The organism is Streptomyces sp. NBC_00466, from assembly GCF_041433995.1.
Classification (GTDB): domain Bacteria; phylum Actinomycetota; class Actinomycetes; order Streptomycetales; family Streptomycetaceae; genus Streptomyces.
In genome coordinates this window covers 159,848-181,663 of sequence record NZ_CP107896.1, presented here as the reverse complement: position 1 = coordinate 181,663, position 21,816 = coordinate 159,848, and the positions used below count along the sequence as shown (strand labels likewise).

At 69.5% G+C, this 21,816-nt stretch carries 20 protein-coding genes; 17 read left to right on the top strand and 3 right to left on the bottom strand.

What is annotated here, in order from left to right; all coding sequences use genetic code 11:
• Positions 1–154 precede the first annotated feature (154 nt).
• Complete coding sequence (locus OG210_RS00820) at positions 155–616, bottom strand: SCP2 sterol-binding domain-containing protein (protein WP_328333692.1); 462 nt, start codon at positions 614–616, stop codon at positions 155–157.
• Positions 617–832: 216 nt separating this feature from the next.
• Positions 833–2,035, bottom strand: coding sequence for a helix-turn-helix domain-containing protein (locus tag OG210_RS00815; protein WP_328333694.1), 1,203 nt, complete (start codon positions 2,033–2,035; stop codon positions 833–835).
• Positions 2,036–2,648: 613 nt separating this feature from the next.
• On the opposite strand from OG210_RS00815, the gene OG210_RS00810 reads away from it, so the two are divergent.
• Together OG210_RS00810 and OG210_RS00805 are read left to right on the top strand one after the other, a co-directional pair.
• Positions 2,649–3,251 carry a hypothetical protein gene (locus OG210_RS00810; RefSeq protein WP_328333696.1) on the top strand — a complete coding sequence of 201 codons (603 nt, stop codon included), beginning with the start codon at positions 2,649–2,651 and terminating at the stop codon, positions 3,249–3,251.
• Positions 3,252–3,449: 198 nt separating this feature from the next.
• On the top strand, positions 3,450–4,955 hold the full coding sequence (locus tag OG210_RS00805) for a DUF6801 domain-containing protein (protein ID WP_371534767.1): 1,506 nt from the start codon (positions 3,450–3,452) through the stop codon (positions 4,953–4,955).
• Between the two features lie 148 nt (positions 4,956–5,103).
• Here OG210_RS00805 and OG210_RS00800 read toward each other — a convergent pair whose 3' ends face one another.
• A complete protein-coding gene (locus tag OG210_RS00800) occupies positions 5,104–6,048 on the bottom strand; it encodes a hypothetical protein (RefSeq protein WP_328333699.1) in 945 nt (314 codons plus the stop codon).
• Between the two features lie 678 nt (positions 6,049–6,726).
• On the opposite strand from OG210_RS00800, the gene OG210_RS00795 reads away from it, so the two are divergent.
• The 15 genes from OG210_RS00795 (at position 6,727) to OG210_RS00725 (ending at position 21,811) form a co-directional block, all read left to right on the top strand.
• Positions 6,727–7,716 carry an ATP-binding cassette domain-containing protein gene (locus OG210_RS00795; RefSeq protein ID WP_328333701.1) on the top strand — a complete coding sequence of 330 codons (990 nt, stop codon included), beginning with the start codon at positions 6,727–6,729 and terminating at the stop codon, positions 7,714–7,716.
• A complete protein-coding gene (locus OG210_RS00790; protein WP_371534764.1) occupies positions 7,713–8,579 on the top strand; it encodes an MlaE family ABC transporter permease in 867 nt (288 codons plus the stop codon). The genes OG210_RS00795 and OG210_RS00790 overlap by 4 nt, the downstream gene beginning before the upstream one ends.
• Before the next feature lie 3 nt (positions 8,580–8,582).
• Complete coding sequence (locus OG210_RS00785) at positions 8,583–9,386, top strand: ABC transporter permease (RefSeq protein ID WP_328333705.1); 804 nt, start codon at positions 8,583–8,585, stop codon at positions 9,384–9,386.
• Entirely contained in the window at positions 9,383–10,624 is a 1,242-nt protein-coding gene (locus tag OG210_RS00780) for an MCE family protein (protein ID WP_328333707.1), read from the top strand. Before OG210_RS00785 ends, OG210_RS00780 begins: the two co-directional genes overlap by 4 nt.
• Positions 10,621–11,652, top strand: coding sequence for an MCE family protein (locus OG210_RS00775; protein ID WP_328333709.1), 1,032 nt, complete (start codon positions 10,621–10,623; stop codon positions 11,650–11,652). Before OG210_RS00780 ends, OG210_RS00775 begins: the two co-directional genes overlap by 4 nt.
• Complete coding sequence (locus OG210_RS00770) at positions 11,649–12,698, top strand: MCE family protein (protein WP_328333711.1); 1,050 nt, start codon at positions 11,649–11,651, stop codon at positions 12,696–12,698. Before OG210_RS00775 ends, OG210_RS00770 begins: the two co-directional genes overlap by 4 nt.
• Positions 12,695–13,879 carry an MCE family protein gene (locus tag OG210_RS00765; protein ID WP_328333713.1) on the top strand — a complete coding sequence of 395 codons (1,185 nt, stop codon included), beginning with the start codon at positions 12,695–12,697 and terminating at the stop codon, positions 13,877–13,879. Before OG210_RS00770 ends, OG210_RS00765 begins: the two co-directional genes overlap by 4 nt.
• On the top strand, positions 13,876–15,087 hold the full coding sequence (locus tag OG210_RS00760) for an MCE family protein (protein WP_328333715.1): 1,212 nt from the start codon (positions 13,876–13,878) through the stop codon (positions 15,085–15,087). Before OG210_RS00765 ends, OG210_RS00760 begins: the two co-directional genes overlap by 4 nt.
• Positions 15,087–16,349, top strand: a complete 1,263-nt coding sequence (locus OG210_RS00755; RefSeq protein WP_328333717.1) for an MlaD family protein — start codon at positions 15,087–15,089, stop codon at positions 16,347–16,349. The genes OG210_RS00760 and OG210_RS00755 overlap by 1 nt, the downstream gene beginning before the upstream one ends.
• Positions 16,346–16,858, top strand: a complete 513-nt coding sequence (locus OG210_RS00750) for a hypothetical protein (protein WP_328333719.1) — start codon at positions 16,346–16,348, stop codon at positions 16,856–16,858. The genes OG210_RS00755 and OG210_RS00750 overlap by 4 nt, the downstream gene beginning before the upstream one ends.
• Positions 16,855–17,487 carry a hypothetical protein gene (locus OG210_RS00745; RefSeq protein ID WP_328333721.1) on the top strand — a complete coding sequence of 211 codons (633 nt, stop codon included), beginning with the start codon at positions 16,855–16,857 and terminating at the stop codon, positions 17,485–17,487. The genes OG210_RS00750 and OG210_RS00745 overlap by 4 nt, the downstream gene beginning before the upstream one ends.
• Before the next feature lie 13 nt (positions 17,488–17,500).
• Positions 17,501–18,043 carry a hypothetical protein gene (locus tag OG210_RS00740; RefSeq protein WP_328333723.1) on the top strand — a complete coding sequence of 181 codons (543 nt, stop codon included), beginning with the start codon at positions 17,501–17,503 and terminating at the stop codon, positions 18,041–18,043.
• Positions 18,044–18,080: 37 nt separating this feature from the next.
• Positions 18,081–18,872 (top strand): hypothetical protein, encoded by a 792-nt coding sequence (locus OG210_RS00735; protein WP_371534758.1) that lies wholly within the window; start codon positions 18,081–18,083, stop codon positions 18,870–18,872.
• A gap of 97 nt (positions 18,873–18,969) precedes the next feature.
• A complete protein-coding gene (locus tag OG210_RS00730) occupies positions 18,970–20,199 on the top strand; it encodes a lytic transglycosylase domain-containing protein (RefSeq protein ID WP_328333727.1) in 1,230 nt (409 codons plus the stop codon).
• 172 nt (positions 20,200–20,371) lie between these two features.
• A complete protein-coding gene (locus OG210_RS00725) occupies positions 20,372–21,811 on the top strand; it encodes a gamma-aminobutyraldehyde dehydrogenase (protein WP_328333729.1) in 1,440 nt (479 codons plus the stop codon).
• Positions 21,812–21,816: the final 5 nt, after the last annotated feature.

Here is a 21,816-nt window from a genome sequence, read left to right as displayed (position 1 = left end):
GAACGGCGCACACGCTGGGGCCCGGACCAGCGATCGCCCGGCCGTGAGGTTCAGCCGTTCGGCGGTACCCGTGACTCAGTGGATATGACGCCCGGGTCCACGCGTGCTGCGGTCCTCCGGGCCACCTGTCTTCTGACCACGTCTCAGGTTTTGCTCAGGCCTTGGGAATGTCGAAGTACCGGGTGAGTCCCGAGGCCAGGCCCACGTCTCCCGCGATCTTGACCTTGCGCAGCAGGAAGAGGGCCACCGGGCTCGCGTTGCCGGACACCAGCCTGAGGAAATCGGCGTCGCCCATGGTGAGCGTGAGACGCGGATCGGCCTCCGAGCGCCCCTCGGTGACGGTGCACACCCCGTCGCCGATCGTGGTCTCGTACACCACGTCGCTCGCGCCTGTGACCTTCCAGCGGATCACGGCGGCGAGCGAACCGGCGTTCTCCGGGCGGAACTGCCGCTCCACGCGCCCGAATACCTCCGCGAGCACCCGCTGTCGCAGGTCGCTGCGGGCGATTTCACCGAGTTCCCTGGTGGAGAGCCCCTTTATGATCTTCGCGAACTCCTGCGGGGAGACGGACGCGAAATCCAGCTCCGCGAGTCTCTCGCTGATGCTGTCCGCCACGAGCGCTTCCTTACTGCTGAGTAAACTTACTGATGGGTCACGTTATGGCGCGGTAGGCGTACGGGCAAGGCGAGCGGTCCACGGCCGGGCCGGCGTCCCGGGGGAGTGTGCCCGCAGAGGCGGGGGTCTGACGAAGCGGGTGTCTGAAGGAGCGAGGGGGTCTGAAGGGGCGAGGGGGCCTGAAGAAGCGAGGGGGGCCTGGAGGAGCGGACGGGATCAGCTGCCGCTCGATTCGAGCCGCATCGCGCGCAGGACGATCTCGATGGCGAACCGCCGCTCCGGATCGGACAGTTGCTGGCCGAAGATGCTCTCCAGGGTGCGCATCCGGTAGCGGACGGTCTGTGCGTGCACGTCCAGGACCTCACCCAGCTGGGCGGCGGTGCCGCGGGTCGCGAGCCAGGCGTGCAGCGTCTCCAGGAGACGGTCCCTGCGGTTCGCGGTTAGGTGGGAGACGGGGGCCAGCTCACGCCCGGCCAGCTGTTCGAGGAGGGCCCGGTCGGAGAGCAGCCAGAGAGTCACCAGGTGGTCCTCGCAGCGGATCGTCGGCGCGTCCCCGATGATCCCGGTGTCGACGAGGTCGAGCACCCGGCGGGCCCAGCGGAGCGAGTCCGCGGCGTTCGCGAGTGGGACGTCGAGGCCGATGGCGCGGTGCGCTCCGGGGAGTGCGGCGTCGAGCATGCGCTGTCTTCGCTCGTCGAAAGGCCCGGGAACCAGCAGATGGGGCTGCGGCTCCGCCGGATCGACGAGGACATCGTTGTCCAGAAGGGCCGTAGGGATACCCGCGGGTGGGCGCAGGGCGACCAGGGTGACCTGCTCGGGAAGCGTCCAGCAGGTCTGCTCCGCGAGTTCGGCGACGGCGGCGCGCGGTACCGGTGAACCCGCGAGGATCAGATGCAGCAGGCGGCGCCGCTGGGTGTCCAGCTGGTCGCCGTCGGCCGTCCTGACCTCCAGATAGCCCTCGCGGGAGAGCGCTTCGAGCTCGTCGACATAGGTGAACAGCGCGTCGGCGAAGGTGAGCATCAGGGTGGGGGAGAGGTTGTAGCGCCGCCCCACCCGCTTCGCCCGCCGCAGCGCGATCCGGGCGCCGAGCCGGTACGCGCCCTGGAGCTGGTCCAGGCTCCTGCCCTCGTACGCCTCGAAGCGGCCGAATCTCCGGCACATCTCGTCCCGCAGCGCGGACGACGTGGTGGGCTCGGCGACCTGGTCGATGAAGACGGAGATGTTCTGCTCCACGCCGATCCGGATGCCCTGGGCGTAGGGGCCTTCGAGCAGCCGTGCGTACTCGGGGTAGGCGCGGGTGACCTCGAGCCCGATTTCCTTGATCAGGCTGGGGAGTTCGGGCCGCATGACGGCCGCGAACTCCTGGGGAAGCGGTCCCAGTGGTTCTCCTATGTCCGAGGGTTGTGCAACTCCCGGCATTCCTCGACCCCTTGCTCTCCGGCGCCCGGTGGGGGTGGCCGACGGGAGAGCGCTCCCGGAGACCTTCAGGTGCGTACCAATTTGGGTTGCCGAACATAGCCGAAGCCGGGGGCGGGTGGACACAGCCATGACAGTGACGGAGGTGAGCGGGGAGCGTATCCAGCCAACCGGTGGCGTGAGTTCCGGTCGCCGGACGGGTCGGCCGGTCAATTCCTCTCCTGTTCCGGCGCGTTCCCTTGTCATTTCCTGACAAGAAAAAGCACGGGCCGGAACGGGTGCTGTGACACCGTGAGTTGGTCCGTCCCGGAACGGGCAGCTGACGCCGGGGTGCACGGCGGGCCGTGCGGAATTACTCACTTTCGGCTAATGCGGACCTGTTCCCTTACTCGCCGGACAACAGGAAATCGAACCCGCAGAACCCGCGCCCGGATTTCTTCGTACGGGCCATTGCGGACTCAGGTTACTCAATCGTAGCGTCATCGCCGCACGGTCGGGACAAGCGGTCGCCCGGGACGAAACCGCCGTCCGGCCAAGTGAACCTCGTGGGGGCTCCGTTCTGCTCGGGACGGAACTCCGGGAATCTGATCAAGACGCCACGAAGGGAAATCACACCATGCACAAGCTTGCCGCAAGAGCCGCAGTCGTGACCGCCGCCATCGGTGCGGCCGTCGGGCTGGCCGCGACATCGGCCTCGGCCACCGCCACGTCCTCGTGGACGGTCACCCACTCCGGCGCCTACACCGCGCACGCCGTCAACCCCTCACTGGCGGTGCCCGCGGCGACTCTGAACTGCGCTTCGTCCGACGTGACCGCGGGCTCGCTCCAGGCGACGAGCCCCGACGGCGTCGGGATCGGCACCATCGGCACCATCAAGTTCACCAGCTGCAGCGTGGCCGGCATCTCCTTCAACGTCACGATGAAGGCCACCCCGTGGAAGATCAACGCGGTCAGCATGAACGCCACCCACCCGACCTGGGTCAACGGCACCGTCAGCGCCATCTCGGCGCACATCTCGGGCGTCGGCTGCGCGGCCGACTTCACCGGTACGGTCAACGGCCACTACGACAACACGGCCCACGCCCTGGTGATCGACGGCACCGGCAACGGCCTGGTCGCGTCGAACGCGAGCTGCCTGGGCCTCATCAACAACGGTGACGTGGCGAGCTTCAACGCCTCGTACGCCGTGAGCACCCTGCCGGTGATCAGCACGCCGTAACCCCGGTGGGCGCAGCGGTACGGGCCGGAGGCAGCAGGGCTGCCTCCGGCCCGGATTTCACGTTTGCGGTCCGGCAGCCGACAGGCCGCGCGGCAGTCCGGCGGGACGGTCCGGCGGGACCGCGCGGCGGCGGACGACCGCCGGAGAACAGAGAACAGACCGTATGAGGCGCCTCATGAGGCGGAGGGCAGGGCCGGCATGAATCCCAGGACACCTTTGCAGGGCGGCAGACGGCCGGTACGGCTGGCCTCCGCCGCGGCGGCCGCGCTCGTCGCCGGACTGCTGGCCGGCAACGGCTCGGCCGCCGGTGAGGGCGGTACCCCGGCCACCCTCTCGTACGACTGCGGCCTCCCTTCCGGTTCCGGCCACGCCACCGTCGAGGTGGCGATGAACCTGCCGGCATCCGCCCAGGTCGGCAAACCGGTGCAGCCGGGGCCGGTGAAGGTCACGGTCGGGCTGGCGCGCCAGGACCTGTCGGCGCTGCTGCCGAAGGGTGCCGACGCGGTACTGAGTACCGCGTCACTCGCCGTCAAGGTGAGCCAGAACGACCAGTCGGCCACGGCGATGTGGTCGGATCTCGCCGCGCCCAGTACGCCGGTCCCGGCGGAGGGCGATGTGCGGCTCGTCCACTCGGGCCCTGTGCCCACCGTCACAGTGGGCGGCACGGGTGATGTCACCCTGGCAGCAGGCGAGTTGAAGCTCGGGCTGCTGAGCGCGACGCCCTCCACCGGACAGCAGGGCGCCCCGGAACCGGTGCCGCTGAGCTGCGAGCCGGCCGCCGGACAGGACCTGCGGCTGGGGACCGTTCCGGTGCCGGGGGCCGGAAGCGCCGGACCCTCCACGGCGCCTGGCAGCCCGGAGCCCAGCACTCCGGCCGACGGGAAGGGGCGGAAGGAGGCGGACGGCGGCGTCACGGTGCAGCCCAGGTCCGACCCCGCCCCGGTGGGCAAGTGCCCGACCGTGCTGCCGAAGGGGAAGGTCGACATCAGCGACGCGCCGGTGGCGCCGCCGGGCGCCACACCCGGGGAGTACGACCTGCCCGGGAGTCCGGGCTGCGCGTACGCCCTCGGGGTGGCCAACGTCAGCAAGCTCAACGGCGCGATGATCATCAATGACCCGAAGCACAAGCCGGTGACGATCAGTGTGCTGGCGGTCGTCCACTCATCGGTGCGGTCCAGCGTCCAGCCGGGCGGCCTCTATCTGCGGCTCGACTCGCTGGCGGACCTGCGGCTCCCCGACGCCGAATCGACGTTTCTGACGTTCGGCTTCCAGCCGGTCACGGCGAAGGTGCATTTCGAGACAGGGCCGGTCACCATATCGACCGGGAATGTCGGCACGAGCGTGTTCTCGGTGATCTCGTTCAAACAGTCCCTGCGCCTGTACGACGTGAAGGTGAACGGGACCCCTCTGGATGTCGGCAGTTCCTGCCGGACCGCGACGCCGTACAAGGTGGTTCTCAACGGTGGTGCCAAATACACCAATGTCTTCTACGGCGGCACACTCGACGGCACGATAGACATTCCCAGGTTCTCCGGGTGCGGTGCGAACGGTGAGGACCTGGACCCGCTTTTCACCGCATCCCTTTCCGGGCCCGGGAACAGTATCGAGATGAACCAGGGGACGACGTGCATTCCTGACTCGCCCAACAACCTCTGCCCGCCCGATATGCCGGAACTCCCGGGCTCCGGGGCCGCCAAGCGGTGATGTGACGCTCCGTCACATCGGCCGCCCGTCATGAATGGCTGGTTGTCGGCACCGGGCCCTGTGCCGGGCCGCGCCACCGGGGCCGGCAGGCCGATGGGGCCGCCCCGGCTGCCGGGGCGGCCCCATCGGGGCAGGCCGTGCTGGACCGTCAGGGACGGACGGCCGAGTGCCAGGCGTCCGAGAGTGCCTTGCCCTCGCCGGGGGCGACGCTCCCCGGGTCGTTGAGCGTGGCGACATAGGTCGCCGCGCTGTTCAGGGTCACGCTGTTCCTACCCGACGGGGACGGCAGCGCCGTCTTCAGGTTCACCGCCCAGTTCAGCAGGTCAAGCCCGCAGCCGCTGGCGCCGGGGACCGCGTACGACGAGTCGCCCTGGTTCGCGCCCACGAGGTTGATCCGGCCCAGGGCGCCGTCCGGGTCGGCGGTGCCGTCGGCGTCGAACGCCTCGGTTCCGGGGGTCGGGGCGGTGAGGTTCTGCGGGCGCAGCAGGATGGGGTCCGACGAGGTGCCGATGTAGCACTTGTCGCCCAGGAACGGGTTCTGCAGATGGATCCGGACCGGCAGCGTCACGATCGGCTTCCCCGTGGTGGCCCCGGCCAGCAGGGTGAAGCCGCTCGGGTTGTTCACCGATTCGATGGTGGCGGTGACCCTGTTGAGGGTGTTGTCGGTGATCTGTTTGCAGATGCCGCTGACCACGGGGACGTTGCTCGGGCACATCAGGCCGAGCAGGCCGCCCGGGAGCTGCGCGGAGTCGGCCACCAGGGCGCCGCCGGCGGGGGAGACCAGCGTCGACGATCCGTCGGGGTGGGTGATCACTCCGAGCTGCAGATCGCTCGCCCCGGTGGGTACGACGGAGTTGCCGAGCTTGATGGAGCCGTTCGCCGAGTGTGAGGAGACGCAGAGCGCCGTGTCGTTCTGCCCGTCGGCGGCGAGCATGGCCGGAGCGTCCACGGGGCACCGGGAGAACGGCGCCCAGCTGCCGTTGAGGCTGACGGGCCCGCCGGCGGCGGTGGCCGTGCCCACGGACACGAACGCGGTGAGGGCGGTGGAGCCGGCGAGCAGCCCCAGACGCAACCGGGTGGAAACGGATCTCATGTCTTCCCCTTTTTCGGCAGCCGGCCGTAAGGCGGTGCCGTACTCGGACCTGATGGGTCTGCGGCGTGCCGGAACAGGTGTGAATTCACCGAGCCGTGAGGTTACTGGCGGGAAACACCGCTGCACAATCCCGCTGTTTGATGAACTTCGGCTGCCCGGTTCTTCTTGTGCCGGGATGAGCAAGGGGTAGGCGCCGCTTGTCAGTTGGTGCGCACCGGTGCGCATGGTCCCCCGATATGCCGGTGCCGCCGCACGCTGCGCCCGCACACCTCGCCCGCATACCGCGCCCGCACGCGGTTCCCGACGGCCGGCGGAATTTATCACTTCTGGATGAGTTTCCGTCCCGCGCTACTCATTCACCGCAAAGAAGAGAGTGGCGGCACGACGGCGGGACGAAACTTGGGGGACTGGTATTGCGGCGCCAGGTTACCCGGCCGTAACGTCGCTCTCCGCGAACCACTCGGCCGGTTGAGGCCGGGGCGTAAGTCCCTCACCTGCGTCCCTGCTGTGAGTGAGCACTTTTCAACAAGGTTTCCGCACGGGCTTGTCACCCTATGACAAGTAGCTCAATTTCTTGGGGAGTTACCTGTTCAAGGGCTTGTCCCGACGGCGCCGGTGAACTTAACGTGCGCCTCTCGGCGCACTTCTGTCACTTCGTGAGTGCATGCAGGAGGTGAGATGGGAATCGAAGTAGTTGTTGAAGGGCTCACGAAGTCTTTCGGCAAGCAGAGAATCTGGCAGGACGTGACACTCACGCTCCCGGCCGGTGAGGTCAGTGTGATGCTCGGCCCTTCCGGAACCGGAAAGACCGTGTTCCTCAAGTCTCTGATCGGGCTGCTGAAACCCGAGCGGGGCAGCGTGCTCATCAACGGCGTCGACATGGTGAACAGCCCCGAGCGCGACATCTACGAGACCCGCAAGCTCTTCGGCCTGATGTTCCAGGACGGTGCACTCTTCGGATCGATGACCCTCTTCGACAACGTGGCCTTTCCGCTCCGGGAGCACACCAGGAAGAAGGAGTCCGAGATCCGCCGCATCGTCATGGAGCGGATGGACATGGTGGGCCTTCTGGGCGCGGAGGAGAAACTCCCCGGTGAGATATCCGGCGGAATGCGCAAGCGGGCCGGTCTCGCGCGCGCCCTCGTACTCGACCCCCAGATCATCCTCATCGACGAACCGGACTCCGGACTCGACCCGGTCCGTACCTCGTACATCTCCCAGCTGCTCATCGACCTGAACGCGCAGTTCGACGCGACGATGCTGATCGTCACCCACAATCTCGACATCGCGGCCACCGTGCCCGACAACATGGGGATGCTCTTCCTGCGCAACCTGGTCACGTTCGGGCCCCGCGAACTGCTCCTCACCAGCGAGGAGCCGGTGGTCGCGCAGTTCCTGAGCGGCCGGCGCGAAGGGCCGATCGGGATGTCCGAGGAGAAGGACGCGGCGACCCTCGCGGCCGAGCAGCGCAGCGCGGCCGGCTCCCGCCCGCAGGTGCCGCGGCCCATCGTCCCGCAGCTCGAACCGTCCGAAGGGCTGCCCGAGCGCCAGGCCGTACTGCGGCGCAGGGAACGGGTGCTGGGCATGCTGGCGGAGCTGCCCGAAGCGGCCCGCACCGCCATCCTCAGGAGTTACACCGCCCCGGCCTCCGGCGGTGGCCGGCCATGAGCGCACAGGTTCCGGTCCGACCGTCCGGGCCGTCCGGGCCGTCCGGGAACGGCGCCGGTGGCAAGGCGGCCGAGTACCGGCAGCCCCGCCCGCCGCTGCGGGTACTCGCGCCGCTGCGCGAGACCGGGAAGCTCTTCGCCCTCGGGGCCACCGTGACCCGTGCCGTCTTCCGAAGACCCTTCCAGGTAAGGGAGTTCATCGAGCAGTTCTGGTTCATCGCGAGCGTCACCATCCTGCCCGCCGCCCTGGTCTCGATCCCCTTCGGCGCGGTCATCGCCCTCCAGGTCGGCTCGCTCACCCAGCAGCTCGGCGCCCAGTCGTTCACCGGCGGAGCGAGCGTGCTCGCCGTCATCCAGCAGGCCAGCCCGCTGATCGTCGCGCTGCTGATCGCGGGCGCCGGCGGCTCGGCGATCTGCGCCGACCTCGGCTCCCGGAAGATCCGCGAGGAGCTCGACGCGATGGAGGTCATGGGCGTCTCACCCGTCCAGCGCCTCGTCGTCCCCCGGGTACTCGCCACCATGTTCGTGGCGGTCCTGCTGAACGGACTGGTCTCGGTCGTCGGCACACTCGGCGGCTACTTCTTCAACGTGATCCTGCAGCACGGCACACCCGGCGCCTACCTCTCCAGTTTCTCCGCGCTCGCCCAGCTGCCCGACCTCTACATCAGCGAGGTCAAAGCGCTGATCTTCGGGTTCCTCGCCGGGATCGTCGCCGCCTACCGCGGTCTGAACCCCAGGGGCGGCCCCAAGGGCGTCGGTGACGCGGTCAACCAGTCCGTCGTCATCACGTTCATGCTGCTGTTCTTCGTGAACATGGTCCTCACGGCGGTCTATCTCCAGATCGTCCCCGCGAAGGGGAGCTGAGAGATGTCCATGCTCGGCTGGCTCGACCGCTCCGGCGACCAACTCGTCTTCTACGTACGGGCGCTCATCTGGATCCCGCGCACCCTGCACCGCTACATCAGAGAGGTCCAGCGACTGCTCGCCGAGGTCGCCTTCGGCAGCGGTGGCCTCGGGGTCATCGGCGGCACCATCGGCGTGATGATCGGCATGACCCTCTTCACCGGGACGGTCGTCGGCCTCCAGGGATACGCCGCGCTCAACCAGATCGGCACCGCCGCCTTCACCGGGTTCATCTCCGCGTACTTCAACACCCGCGAGATCGCCCCGCTGGTCGCCGGACTCGCCCTCTCCGCGACCGTCGGCGCGGGCTTCACCGCCCAGCTCGGCGCGATGCGCATCAACGAGGAGGTGGACGCCCTCGAAGCGATGGGGGTGCGCTCCATGCCGTACCTCGTCACCACCCGGATCATCGCAGGGGTCGTCGCGATCATCCCGCTGTACGCCATGGGGCTGCTCAGCTCGTACGTCGCGTCCCGGCTGGTCACCGTCCTCTTCAAGGGGCAGTCGTCCGGCACCTACGACCACTACTTCAACCTGTTCCTCTCCCCGGACGACGTCCTGCTCTCCGTGCTCAAAGTGCTGATCTTCAGCGTGCTGGTGATCCTGGCCCACTGCTACTACGGCTTCCGCGCGACCGGCGGCCCCGCCGGGGTGGGGGTGGCGGTCGGCCGTTCGGTGCGCAACGCCATCGTGCTCATCAGCGTCACCGACTTCTTCCTCTCCCTCGCCATCTGGGGCGCCACGACGACCGTGAAGGTGGCGGGATGAGCGCGCGGACCGTACGGCGCAGGCTCGCCGGTGTGGTCTTCATCGTGGTCCCCGCACTGCTGATCTGGCTGTCGATCGCCGTGTACCAGAAGGACTTCACCGACTCCGCGACGGTCCGGGTGGACACCGACACCGTCGGCAGCGAGATGCACCTCAACGCCGATGTAAAGCTGCGCGGTGTCGTCATCGGGCAGGTGCGAGGCATCAGTTCGGACGGCGGCGGCGCCCGGCTCACCCTCGCCATCCAGCCGGACAAGCTCGGCCAGGTCCCCTCCGACGTCACCGCGCAGATGCTGCCGACGACGCTGTTCGGCGAGCGGTACGTCGCACTCGTACCCCCGGCACACGCGTCCACCCGCGCGCTGAAGGCGGGCGACACCATTCCGCAGGACCGCTCGCGCAACGCCATCGAGCTGGAGCAGGTGCTCGATCACGTACTCCCGCTGCTCACCGCGGTCGAGCCGCAGAAACTCTCCGCCACGCTGACCGCCGTCTCGCAGGCGCTGAGCGGCCGGGGCCAGCAGCTCGGCGACACCTTCGTCACCCTCGACACCTATCTGAAGAAGCTCAACCCGCAACTGCCCACGCTCAACCGGGACATCGCGGAACTGGTGAAGGTCACCAAGGTCTACTCGGACGCGGCGCCCGACATCCTCACCGCGCTCACCGACTTCACCACCACCAGCTCGACCCTCGCCGAGAAGCAGGCCGGACTCGCGGGCCTGTACTCCACCACCACCAGGACCGCCCAGGACGTCACGGCCTTCCTCCAGCAGAACAAGGACAACATCATCCGGCTCTCCGCGACCGGCCGGCCCACCCTGGAACTCCTCGCGAAGTACGCCCCCGAGTTCCCCTGCACCCTGAGCACCCTGGCGGGCTTCGTCCCCGCCATGGACAAGGCACTGGGCAAGGGAACGGACGAGCCGGGACTCCATGTCAGCCTCGTCTCCGTCCCCTCGCTCGGGAAGTACACACCGGGCCGGGACACCCCGTCCTACACCGCGAGCGGCGGGCCGCACTGCTACTCCGTCCCCTATACCGGCAAGACCGTGCCGACCGCCGCCACCGGGGCGGGCAGGTCCGACAGCCTCGGGCTGCCCAACTCGCCCCAGGAGAACCAGCTCGTCAATGAACTGCTGGCCCCCGGCGCGAAGACGCCGGCGCAGTCCCTTCCCGACTGGAGCAGCCTGCTGGCCGGCCCGGTCTTCCGCGGTGCGGAGGTGAAGCTCAAGTGAAGCGCCGCAGCCTGACGGCCCCGCTCGTCAAGTCCCTGGTCTTCGTCCTGGTGACGTCCCTGGCCACCGCGGTCCTCGGGCTGAGCATCGCCAACACGGATGTCGGTGACACCGTCTCCTACCGGGCCCGCTTCACCGACGCCACCGGGCTGATCGCCGGGGACAGCGTACGGATCGCCGGGGTGAAGGTCGGCCAGGTCGAGTCCGTGAAGGTCGCCGACCGGCGGCTCGCCGAGGTGCGCTTCGCGGTGGACAAGGGACGCACGCTGCCCGCGTCGGTGACCGCGTCGATCAAGTACCTCAACATGGTCGGCCAGCGGTACGTCGACCTGGAGCAGGGCACCGGGCCCGTCGGGAAGCACTTCGCGCCCGGCGACACCATCCAGCTCTCGCACACCACACCGGCCCTGGACCTCACCGAGCTGTTCAACGGATTCCAGCCGCTCCTCCAGGGGCTGGCCCCGGCCGAGATGAACCAGCTCGCCAACTCCATCGTGCAGGTGCTCCAGGGCGAGGGCGGCACCGTCGACAGCCTGCTCCAGCACGTCGGATCGCTGACCACCACGGTCGCCGCCAAGGACAAGGTCATCGGCCAGGTCATCAAGAACCTCAACACGGTACTGACCACGGTCAACGACCGGGAGTCGGACTTCAACGACCTCGTCGTCACCCTCCAGCAGCTCGTCACCGGCTTCGCCGGGGACCGCAAGCCCCTCGGGGACGCGATCACCGCGATGGGCGCACTGACGAACTCGACCGCCGGACTGCTCCAGGACGGCCGGGCGCCGCTGAAGAAGGACATCAGCGAACTGGGCAGGGTGTCCGAGCAGTTGGGCGACGCCACACCGCAGCTGCAGGACTTCCTGCGGAACACACCCGCCAAGATGCAGGCCGTCACCCGGCTCGCCTCCTACGGATCGTGGCTCAACCTCTATCTCTGCCAGGCCCGGGTGACGGGCGTGACCACATCGGACGGCAGCAAACCGCCCACCGGCATCGCGGTCACCGAATCGAGGTGCCAGGGATGAACCCGCCCCGTCTGCGGCTCCCGCGGCTCAGGCCCGTACGGGAGCGCAACCCGGTCGCCGTCAGCGTGGTCGGACTGCTGGTGCTCGCGCTGATCGGGCTCGCCGCCTACCGCGCCGACTCGCTGCCCTTCATCGGCGGCGGCACCACGTACACCGCCGACTTCACCGAGTCGGCGGGCATCAGCCCCGGCGACGAGGTACGGATCGCCGGGGTCAGGGTCGGCCAGGTGAAAGCGGTCTCGCTCGACGGCGCCAAGGTGAAGGTGTCCTTCAAGGTCAAGGGCGCCTGGGTCGGCGACTCCAGCACGGCGGCCATCGCCATCAAGACGCTGCTCGGCGACAAGTACCTGGCACTCGACCCGGTCGGCACCCGGCCGCAGAACCCCTCGGAGCGGATCCCGCTGAGCCGCACCACATCGCCGTACGACGTCACCCAGGCGTTCAGCGGACTCAGCGACACCATCGGAGACCTCGACACCAAGCAGCTCGCGAAGAGCTTCGAGACGATCTCGGACACCTTCAAGAACTCGCCCCCCGATGTGAAGAACGCGGCGACCGGTCTCTCCGCGCTGTCGCGGACGGTCTCGCAGCGCGACGCCGAACTGGCCAGGCTGCTCAAGGGCAGCAAGCAGCTCACCAAGACCCTCTCCGACAAGAACAGCAGCTTCGACGCCCTCCTCAAGGACGGCAATCTGCTGCTCGGCGAGATCCAGAACCGGCGGGACTCCATCCATCTGCTGCTCACCGGGACAACCGACCTCGGCACCGAGCTGACCGGTCTGGTCAAGGACAACAACAAGCAGCTGAAGCCCACGCTGACCGCACTCGACAAGGTCACCACCGTGCTGCTGAAGAACCGCAAAAGCCTGGACAAGGCGCTGTCACTGGCTGGGCCCTACTACCGGCTCGTCGGCAACACCCTGGGCAACGGCCGCTGGTTCGACAGCTACATCTGCGGGCTCGTCCCGAAGAACTACCTGCCGGCGGGCACGCCTCCGGCCACCGGATGCATGTCGCCCCGGCAGACCCAGGGAGGCAGCCGATGAACCACACCACCAGGCGTTTCGTGGGCATCGGGGCCGGACTCGTACTGGTCGCGGGCGTGACCACCACCGGGGTCCTGGCCCTCGACAGCGCGGGGGGCCACCGGATCACCGCCTACTTCGACCGGGCCACCGGCCTGTACGCGGGCTCCGACCTGCGGATCCTCGGAGTCAAGGTGGGCACGGTCGACTCCGTACGGCCGGAGGGCCGTGAGGTACGGGTGGTGCTCGTCCTCGACGAGGGCGTCAAGGTGCCGGCTGATGCCCGCGCCCTGATCGTCGCGCCGAGCATCGTCGCCGACCGGTACGTGCAGCTGTCACCCGCGTACACCAGCGGCCCGCAGCTCAAGGACCGGGCCACACTCGCGGCCGACCGCAACGCCACCCCCGTCGAGGTCGACCAGCTGTACGCGAGCGTCACCCAGCTGGCAACCGCACTCGGGCCGAAGGGCGCCAACTCGAAGGGCGCGCTGGACGATCTGCTCAAGACCGGCGCGGCCAACCTGCACGGCAACGGCAAGGCGATCGGCGACTCGATCGAGCAGTTCGGCAAGGCGGCCAAGACACTCGACAAGAGCAGCGGCAACCTCTTCAACACCCTCGCCTACCTCCAGTCCTTCACCACGATGCTCAAGGGCAACGACGGAAAGGTGCACACGGCGGAGCAGCAGCTCGCCACGGTCTCCAACTTCCTCGACGCCGACAAGGACGATCTCGGCACCGCCCTGAAGGAACTGGGCATCGCGCTCGGCCAGGTGAAGACCTTCATCGAGGAGAACCGCGGGTCGCTCAAGAAGAGCGTCAGCCGGCTGCGGCCCATCACCGACACCCTGGTCCAACAGCGGGCTTCGCTCGCCGAGATGCTGGACGACGCACCGCTCGCCGCCGGGAACCTGCTCAACGCCTACGACCCGGTGCACCGCACCATCGACGGCCGGGGCAATCTCAACGAGATCAGCATGAACGGCCGGCTCAGCGGTGCGGACGCCGAGTCCACGGCCGGGCCGGCGGGCGGCGCTGCCGGCGGGGTCCCCGCCGGCGCGGGGCTCGACGGTCTGGTCCCCGTACCGCCGTCACAGCAGAAGTCGCTGCCCACGCTGCCGCTCCCGGCGGTCGGCGAGGTGTACGGCTCCCCGTCGAAGACGGCCGCTGAACCCACGGCACACAAGGGGGCCGCCCGATGAGCCGGACCACCGCTTCCCGCAGTTCCGGTGCGTCCCGCACCTCTCGCACCTCGCGTACGTCCCGCACCTCTCGTACGGGCATCGCGGCCGTGGTCGCCCTGGCCGTCGGCTGCACCGTCACGCTCGGCGGCTGCGCCGCGCCGTCGTTCTCCGGCATCGAGAACCTGCCGCTGCCCGGCGGCGCCGACCTCGGCTCGCACCCGTACGAGATCACCGCGGACTTCGGCGACGTACTGAACCTGGTCCCGCAGGCCGCGGTCAAGGTGAACGACGTGGCCGTCGGCCGGGTCTCGAAGATCACGCTCTCGCCGGAGAACTGGTCGGCGCGGGTCACCATGCGGGTCAACGGCACGGTGCGCCTGCCGCGGAACGCCTACGCCCATCTCGAACAGTCCAGCCTGCTCGGTGAGAAGTTCATCCAGCTCACCGCGCCGGACCAGGGTGCTTCGGCCGACCGGCTCAGCGACGGCCAGACCATCCCGATCTCGCGCACCAACCGCAACCCGGAGGTCGAGGAGGTCTTCGGGGCGCTCTCGCTGCTGCTCAACGGCGGCGGCGTCCAGCAGCTCAAGACCATCAGCACCGAACTGAACAAGACCCTGGGCGGCCGGGAGCCGCAGATCCGCTCCACGCTCCAGTCCGTCAACACCCTGGTGACCAGCCTGGACGGGCACAAGAGCGACATCACCCAGGCACTCGACGGCGTCAACCGGCTCTCCGCGACGCTCGCCACCCGCAAACAGTCGATCGGTAAAGCGCTCACCGGGCTCAGCCCCGGGCTGAAGGTGCTGGAGAAGCAGCGCGGCTCCCTGCTCACCATGCTCAAGGCGCTCGACACCCTCTCCGGAGTCGCCGTCGACACCGTGAACAAGAGCAAGGCCGACATGGTCGCCGACCTGAAGGCGCTCGCGCCGACGCTCCAGCAGCTCGCCGACTCCGGCAAGGACCTGCCCGACTCGCTGCAGGTGCTCTTCACCTACCCCTTCACCGACGAGGTGCTGCGCGGCGTGAAGGGCGACTACCTCAATGTCTATCTGGATGTGACGGCCGTGCCGGGGACCCGGATCGTTCCGCCGATCACCCTGTCGGGAGGCGGCGCCCAGGGAGGCGGCACCGACGGTGCCACGGCGTCGCGGAAGGCCGGCCCTGCCACCCCGCCGCTGCCGCTGCCCTCCATCACCGCCCCGTCCACGGAAGGCGGCCACTGATGGTCACCAGGGCCACCCGGCTGAAGAACATCGCCTTCCTGCTGATCGCGGTGCTCGTCCTCGGCTACCTCGGCGCCCGCTACGCCGACCTCGGGCATCTGGTCGGGCTGCGCGGCTACTACGTGGTGAAAGTCGAACTCCCGGAGACCGGGGGCCTGTTCACCCATGCCAACGTCACCTACCGGGGCGTCTCGGTGGGCCGGGTCGGACCGATCCGGCTGACCGGGAACGGAGTGGAGGCCGACCTGCGGATCAGCGACTCGGCGCCCGCCATCCCCGCCGACCTGAAAGCGGTCGTCGCCAACCTGTCGGCCGTCGGTGAGGAGTACATCGACCTGCGGCCGACCGCCACGGGCAGCCCGTACCTGGAGGACGGCTCCCGGATCGCTCGGGCCGACGCCAGCATCCCGGCCCCGGTGACCAACGTCCTCACCAGCGTCAACGACCTGACGTCCTCGGTGGATACGGACGCGCTGCGCACGGTCGTGGACGAGTTCGGCACCGCGTTCGACGGGCGGGGCGAGGACCTCCAGGTCCTGATGGACAGCAGTAGGGACTTCCTCAAGGCCGCGGACAAGGCGCTGCCCACCGATACCAAGCTGATGACCGACGGCGAGACCGTGCTCAGCACCCAGACGCAGGAGGGCGAGGCGCTGAAGTCCTTCGCCAGGGGCGCCAAGGGGCTTGCCGGACAGCTGGTGGACTCCGACACCGATCTGCGCGCGCTCATCGCGGCCACCCCCGAGGCCGCTACACAGGTCAGCGGACTGCTCAGAGATCTGAACCCCGATCTGAGTGTGGTCGTCGCCAATCTGCTGACCACCTCCGACGTGGCCGTCACCCGGCAGCGCGGTACGGAGGAACTGCTGGTGAAACTGCCGGCGGTGGCCGCGGCGGGGTCGACAGCGATCAACGCCAAGGGAGCACGTTTCGGTATGGCCGTCACCTTCTTCTCGCCCCTGCCGTGCACCGCCGGGTACGGCGGGACGACGTACCGCAACGGCCTGGACACCAGCGCCACTTCGGAGCTGAACACCAGCGCCCGCTGCACCTCGCCGCCCAGCACCGGCAAGGAGGTGCGCGGTTCGGCGAACGCACCGGGCGGTGGCCCCGTCCCGGCGCCCGCCAAGCCCGGATCCCTGCTTCTGGGAACGGACGCGGGAGGGCCGGGGTCACTCCCCGGCGCCCTGGGGACACCCGCGCTGCCCGCCGGAGGCCCCACCGGTCTGGGCGGCCTGCTCGGTCTCGGAGGCGGCGCGTGACGACTCGTACCAAGGTGCTGAGCCTGCTGGCCGTCGTGGTGGCCGTCGTCTTCTGCGCCGTCTCCGGGTGGGTGTACTGGCAGGCGCACCAGGACGGTTCGCTGAGGTTCGCGGCATCGCGGGACGCCGCGCTGGCGGCCGGGCGCGAGCGGGTCGCCGAGCTCAACACACTCGATGTGAAGGACACCGACAGCGGGCTGGCGCAGTGGCTCGACGCGTCGACCGGAGCGCTCCACGACAAGCTGGCAGCCACTCGCGCCACCGACCGCACCACCCTCACCAAGGCCGGAACTTCCGCGCGCGGCACCGTCACCGACGCCGCGCTCACCGCGCTCGACGACAGGGCGGGCACTGCGGCGATGATCGCCACCGTCCAGGTCGCCATCACCCCCAGGGGCGGTACGGCGACGACCGACCGCAAACGCTTCACGGCCACGCTCGCCCGCACCCCGGACGGCTGGAAAGTCACCGCACTCAGCGCAGTGCCGGTCGGTAAGGAGGGCGCGTGAGCGGCACTGTGGAGGACACCGGAGTGGACGCGCAGGACGCGCAGGACGCGCAGGACGCCCGGGAGGCGCGGGATGCCTCGGACGCCTCGGATGCTCCGGACGAGGAGGCGCCCGGGGCGAGCGGTTGTGCCCGCCGCCGGGCCCTGGTCGCGGCAGGCCTGGCCGTCCTGCTGCTGGTGCTCGGTGGCGCCGGAATGCTGTTCAGGGCCCACCAGTTGAGGACCACCCCGGCCGCCGGGAACCACGCCCTCACCGACACCGAGGCCACCTCGCAGGTCACCGGGGACGTCAGCGACACGCTCGGCAAGGTCCTCTCCTACACACCGCAAGCCACCGACGTCACCGCGCAGTCGGCGCGCGAACTGCTCGCCGGGAAGGCCGCGAAGCAGTACAACGCGCTCTTCGGGCAGGTCGGGAAGCGGGCGAAGGAGCAGAAGCTGACGCTCACCACCCAGGTCGTACGGGCCGGAGTCACCCGGCTGACCGGCAGCGAGGCGCAGCTGCTGGTCTTCCTCGACCAGACCGCACAGCGCAAGGGCAGACCGGCGGGGGTGGTGGCCGCGCAGCTGTCGGTGACCGCCGAACTGCGCGGCGGCAACTGGCTGATCACCGACATCACGGCCCGCTGAGGGGGACACGTACATGTCCAGGACGCTCCATACGCTGAGCACGGCAAGGAATCCGCTGACGGTCGTGGCGCTCGCGCTGGCGCTGCTGGCCGCGGGTGCGGCGGGCTGGGGAGGGTGGTCCTGGTACGCGGCCGCGCACGACGGCTCCGCAGCGTACGCACGGTCGCGGGACCGGGTACTGGCCGCGGGGGAGCAGGCCGTACAGAACATGAACACGCTGGACCACCGGAAGCTGACGACCGGGCTCGACACGTGGGAGGCGTCGACGACGGGGGATCTTCACAAGCAACTCACCGATGGCAGGCCCGAGTTCGAGAAGCAGATCAAGCAGGCGCAGACGGTCTCCACGGCGAAGGTGCTCTCCGGCGCGGTCACCGAACTGGACGACCGGGCGGGCAGGGCGAGCGTGATGGTGGCGCTGCGGATCACGGTGACCGCGCCGAAGGGCAAGCCGGCCGAGAAGGAGAGCCGGCTGCTCGGTGAGCTCACGCGTACGTCCGGGGGCTGGAAACTCAGCGCCCTGGGCCAGGCACCCGTCGGCAACACCGCCGACTGACCCAACCGGCTGACCCAGGAGAGGAGCTGAGGACGACATGTCGACCACCCGTCATCTCATCAACCGGCAGCGGCGACTGGCGGCCGTGGCCCCGGTGCGCGTCAGACCGCGGCCGGCGGAGGAACCGCCCGAAGCACCAGGCCCCGGTCCCGATGCCGACGCCGAAGGGCCCGAAGGCGAAGGGCCTGAAGGCGAAGAAGCCGAACCCGTAGGAACCGCACCCGTAGAAGCCGAACCCGAAGAGGCGGGGACTACGGGGGCCGGGGCCGGATCCGCGTCCGGGAAAGCCGGCGCTCCACGTCCGTGGCTCCGTACTTTGGTGCGGCTGCCCGTGCTGCTCGCCGTCCTCACCGTGCTGCTCGGCGGGTTCGCCGCCTACGCGGGAACACGGGCGTCCGCCCTGCACGACGACGCCGCGACCAGTAACGGCGCACTGACCGACGTGGCCCGTACGACCGAGGTGAAGGGCCAGGTCACCAGCGCCGTCAACGCCCTCTTCTCGTACGACTACACCAACACGGCCAAGGCCGACCGGGCCGCGGCGACCCTCCTCACCGGCAAGGCGGTCAAGCAGCACAAGGACATGCTGGCGGCCGTACGCGCGCAGGCAGCCAAACAGAAGCTCGTGCTGACCACCACCGTCACCGAGAGCGGTGTGGAGCTGATCGACGGCGACCGCGCGCGCGTGCTCCTCTACGCCGACCAGAGCAACACCGACACGGCGGCGAAGAAGGACCGGACGACCTACGCCGCAGCCATGTTCGCCGTCGACGCGGTGCGCGGGGGCGGCAAGTGGCGGATCGCGAACATCGACACCTTCGCCCGGTGACCCGGCCAAGCCTGACCCGGCCAAGCCTGATCCGGTTCGGTGACCAGCACAGCGCGAACAGCCCGAGGATTCCGGAATTCCGATGAGGGAGCGGCGTATGAGGCACGTGCGGCGGATGCGGCGGGGACTGGGTGGAAGCGCGGTGGCCGCGGTGGCCATGGCCGCGCTCACCGCCTCGCAGGCACCAGGACTCGTGCACCATCAGCTGCCGCTGCCGAAGAGATCGTCCGTACCGGCCGGTGAGCCCACCGCGCAGGTCGAAGGCCCCACGGACAACTCGTTCCACACCGAGATCCCGCCGCTGGTCACTCCGCCTCCGCCGGGCAATCCGGTCGACGCCACTGGTGCGGGACCGGTGTACGAGCAGTCCGGGATCCCGGCGACCGTGCTGGCCGCCTACCGGTCCGCCGAGGCACAGCTGCGCCGCAGCGACCGCGCCTGCGGGCTGCCCTGGCAGCTGCTCGCCGCGATCGGCAAGGTCGAATCGGGGCAGGCGCGGGGCGGGGCGGTCGACAAGCACGGCACCACCCTCGCGCCGATCCTCGGCCCGGTGCTCAACGGCTCGGGCTTCGCGCACATCCCCGACACCGACCACGGCGCGTACGACGGGGACACGACGTACGACCGGGCGGTGGGCCCGATGCAGTTCATCCCGTCGACGTGGGCGACCTGGGGGCAGGACGGGAACCACGACGGCAAGAAGGACCCCAACAACGTCTTCGACGCGGCGCTCGCCGCCGGACACTACCTCTGCGCCGGGGGCCGTGATCTCCGCAGCAGTGGCGGTCTGGACAGCGCGGTCCTCAGCTACAACCACTCGGACGCCTATCTGCGGCTGGTGCTGTCCTGGCTCTCCTTCTACCGGAACGGGACGCACGAGGTCCCGGACGGCGAAGGGGTCCTGCCGCGCAGCCCGGGCGCAGGCAGCGTGTCCGACGGCAGCGGTACGCCGCCCGGCAAGGCGCACCACGGCGGAGACGGGCACGGGCAGGGACACGGAGCCCATGGCGGTGGCGGGATCGTCATCGGTCCCGCGCCCTCCCACACCCCGTCCGCGAGCCCGTCCGCCGGAGGCCCGCCGACTCCGCCCGGCAGTTCACCGAGTGCCCCGGGAGATCCGGGCGGCACCGGCTCGCCCTCGTCGGGCCCCACATCGGGGCCGCCGGACACCTCGTCGCCCGATCCCGGCAGCGGCGGCAGCACACCGCCGGACTGCCCGTCGCCGTCACCGTCCCCGTCCGGCTCGCCCACCGCAGGCCCGAGCCCGACGGGCACGCCGGGCGACGGCTGCGCGTCCGGCCCCGCAGACCCGGGTGCGCCGTCCTGACCTGCCCCTCCGGCGACTGCACTGCCGCTCCGGCGGCTGCACTGCTCCTCCGAGCGTGCCATTCCTCCGAGCGTGCCGTTCCTCCGACTGTGCCGTTCTGTAGGGGATGGCGGTGGCGGATGCTCCACATTGTCCGGTCACGCGGGCCGTGTATTCCGTGAGGCTGGTGTGCATGCTGCGCAACTACATCAACGGTGAGTTCAAGGAGGCGGCCGACGGCCGCACTCTCGATGTGATCGACCCCTGCACGGGAGAGGTGTACGAGACCTCCGCGCTGTCGGGGGCCGCCGACGTCGACGCCGCCATGGAGGCCGCGGCCGCCGCGTTCCCCGCGTGGCGCGACGCGACCCCCGCCGCACGCCAGAAGGTGCTGCTGCGTGTCGCGGATGTCTTCGAGGAGCGTGCGGCCGAGCTGATCGCGGCCGAGGCGCGCGACACGGGCAAGCCGCTCGCGCAGCTGACGGACGACGAGATCCCGCCGGTCGTGGACCAGATCCGCTTCTTCGCGGGGGCGGCCCGGCTGCTGGAGGGCCGGTCGGCCGGCGAGTACATGGAGGGGCTTACCTCGATCATCCGGCGGGAGCCGGTCGGCGTCGTGGCGCAGGTCGCGCCGTGGAACTATCCGCTGATGATGGCGGTCTGGAAGTTCGCCCCGGCCCTCGCGGCCGGCAACACGGTCGTCATCAAGCCGTCCGACACCACCCCCGCGTCGACCGTCCTGGTCGCGGAGATCATCGGCGGAGTGCTGGCCGAGCTCGGCCACAGCGAAGGCGTGTTCAACGTCCTCTGCGGAGACCGCGAGACCGGCCGGCTGATGGTCGAGCACGCCACCCCGGCGATGGCCGCGATCACCGGTTCGGTACGGGCGGGCATGCAGGTCGCGGCTTCGGCGGCCAAGGACGTCAAGCGGGTCCACCTGGAGCTGGGTGGCAAGGCGCCGGTCGTCGTCTTCGACGACCTCGACGACGAAGCTCTCACCAAGGCCGCCGAGGACATCGCGGTGGCCGGTTACTTCAACGCGGGCCAGGACTGCACGGCCGCGACCCGGGTCATCGTGCACGAGTCCGTCCACGACGCGTTCGTCACCGCGCTCGCCAAGGCGGCGACAGCCACCACGACCGGCGGCCCGGACGTCGCCGACGCGTTCTTCGGCCCGCTGAACAACGCGAACCAGCTGGCCCAGGTGACCGGCTTCATCGACCGGCTGCCCGGCCACGCCACGGTCGAGGCGGGCGGTCACCGGGTCGGCGACCAGGGGTACTTCTACGCACCCACGGTCGTCTCCGGACTGCACCAGGACGACGAGATCATCCAGAACGAGGTCTTCGGCCCGGTCATCACCGTCCAGTCGTTCACCACCGAGGACCAGGCCGTGGCCTACGCCAACGGCGTGGACTTCGCCCTCGCCTCATCGGTGTGGACCAAGGACCACCAGCGCGCGATGCGGATGTCGAGGAGCCTGGACTTCGGCTGCGTGTGGATCAACAACCACGGGGCGCTCGCCGCCGAGATGCCGCACGGCGGATTCAAGCTCTCCGGTTACGGCAAGGACCTCTCGGCGTACGGATTCGAGGACTACACACGCATCAAGCACGTCATGACCGCGCTCTGACCCCT

What these genes read in the sequence shown, in the direction of transcription:
- OG210_RS00785 (WP_328333705.1), top strand. Translation starts at nt 8,583, where the DNA reads ATGTCCATGCTCGGCTGGCTCGACCGCTCCGGCGACCAACTCGTCTTC.
- OG210_RS00780 (WP_328333707.1), top strand. Translation starts at nt 9,383, where the DNA reads ATGAGCGCGCGGACCGTACGGCGCAGGCTCGCCGGTGTGGTCTTCATC.
- OG210_RS00790 (WP_371534764.1), top strand. Translation starts at nt 7,713, where the DNA reads ATGAGCGCACAGGTTCCGGTCCGACCGTCCGGGCCGTCCGGGCCGTCC.
- OG210_RS00730 (WP_328333727.1), top strand. Translation starts at nt 18,970, where the DNA reads ATGAGGCACGTGCGGCGGATGCGGCGGGGACTGGGTGGAAGCGCGGTG.
- OG210_RS00800 (WP_328333699.1), bottom strand. Translation starts at nt 6,048, where the DNA reads ATGAGATCCGTTTCCACCCGGTTGCGTCTGGGGCTGCTCGCCGGCTCC.
- OG210_RS00740 (WP_328333723.1), top strand. Translation starts at nt 17,501, where the DNA reads ATGTCCAGGACGCTCCATACGCTGAGCACGGCAAGGAATCCGCTGACG.
- OG210_RS00810 (WP_328333696.1), top strand. Translation starts at nt 2,649, where the DNA reads ATGCACAAGCTTGCCGCAAGAGCCGCAGTCGTGACCGCCGCCATCGGT.
- OG210_RS00765 (WP_328333713.1), top strand. Translation starts at nt 12,695, where the DNA reads ATGAACCACACCACCAGGCGTTTCGTGGGCATCGGGGCCGGACTCGTA.
- OG210_RS00760 (WP_328333715.1), top strand. Translation starts at nt 13,876, where the DNA reads ATGAGCCGGACCACCGCTTCCCGCAGTTCCGGTGCGTCCCGCACCTCT.
- OG210_RS00770 (WP_328333711.1), top strand. Translation starts at nt 11,649, where the DNA reads ATGAACCCGCCCCGTCTGCGGCTCCCGCGGCTCAGGCCCGTACGGGAG.
- OG210_RS00735 (WP_371534758.1), top strand. Translation starts at nt 18,081, where the DNA reads ATGTCGACCACCCGTCATCTCATCAACCGGCAGCGGCGACTGGCGGCC.
- OG210_RS00795 (WP_328333701.1), top strand. Translation starts at nt 6,727, where the DNA reads ATGGGAATCGAAGTAGTTGTTGAAGGGCTCACGAAGTCTTTCGGCAAG.
- OG210_RS00815 (WP_328333694.1), bottom strand. Translation starts at nt 2,035, where the DNA reads ATGCCGGGAGTTGCACAACCCTCGGACATAGGAGAACCACTGGGACCG.
- OG210_RS00755 (WP_328333717.1), top strand. Translation starts at nt 15,087, where the DNA reads ATGGTCACCAGGGCCACCCGGCTGAAGAACATCGCCTTCCTGCTGATC.
- OG210_RS00805 (WP_371534767.1), top strand. Translation starts at nt 3,450, where the DNA reads ATGAATCCCAGGACACCTTTGCAGGGCGGCAGACGGCCGGTACGGCTG.
- OG210_RS00725 (WP_328333729.1), top strand. Translation starts at nt 20,372, where the DNA reads ATGCTGCGCAACTACATCAACGGTGAGTTCAAGGAGGCGGCCGACGGC.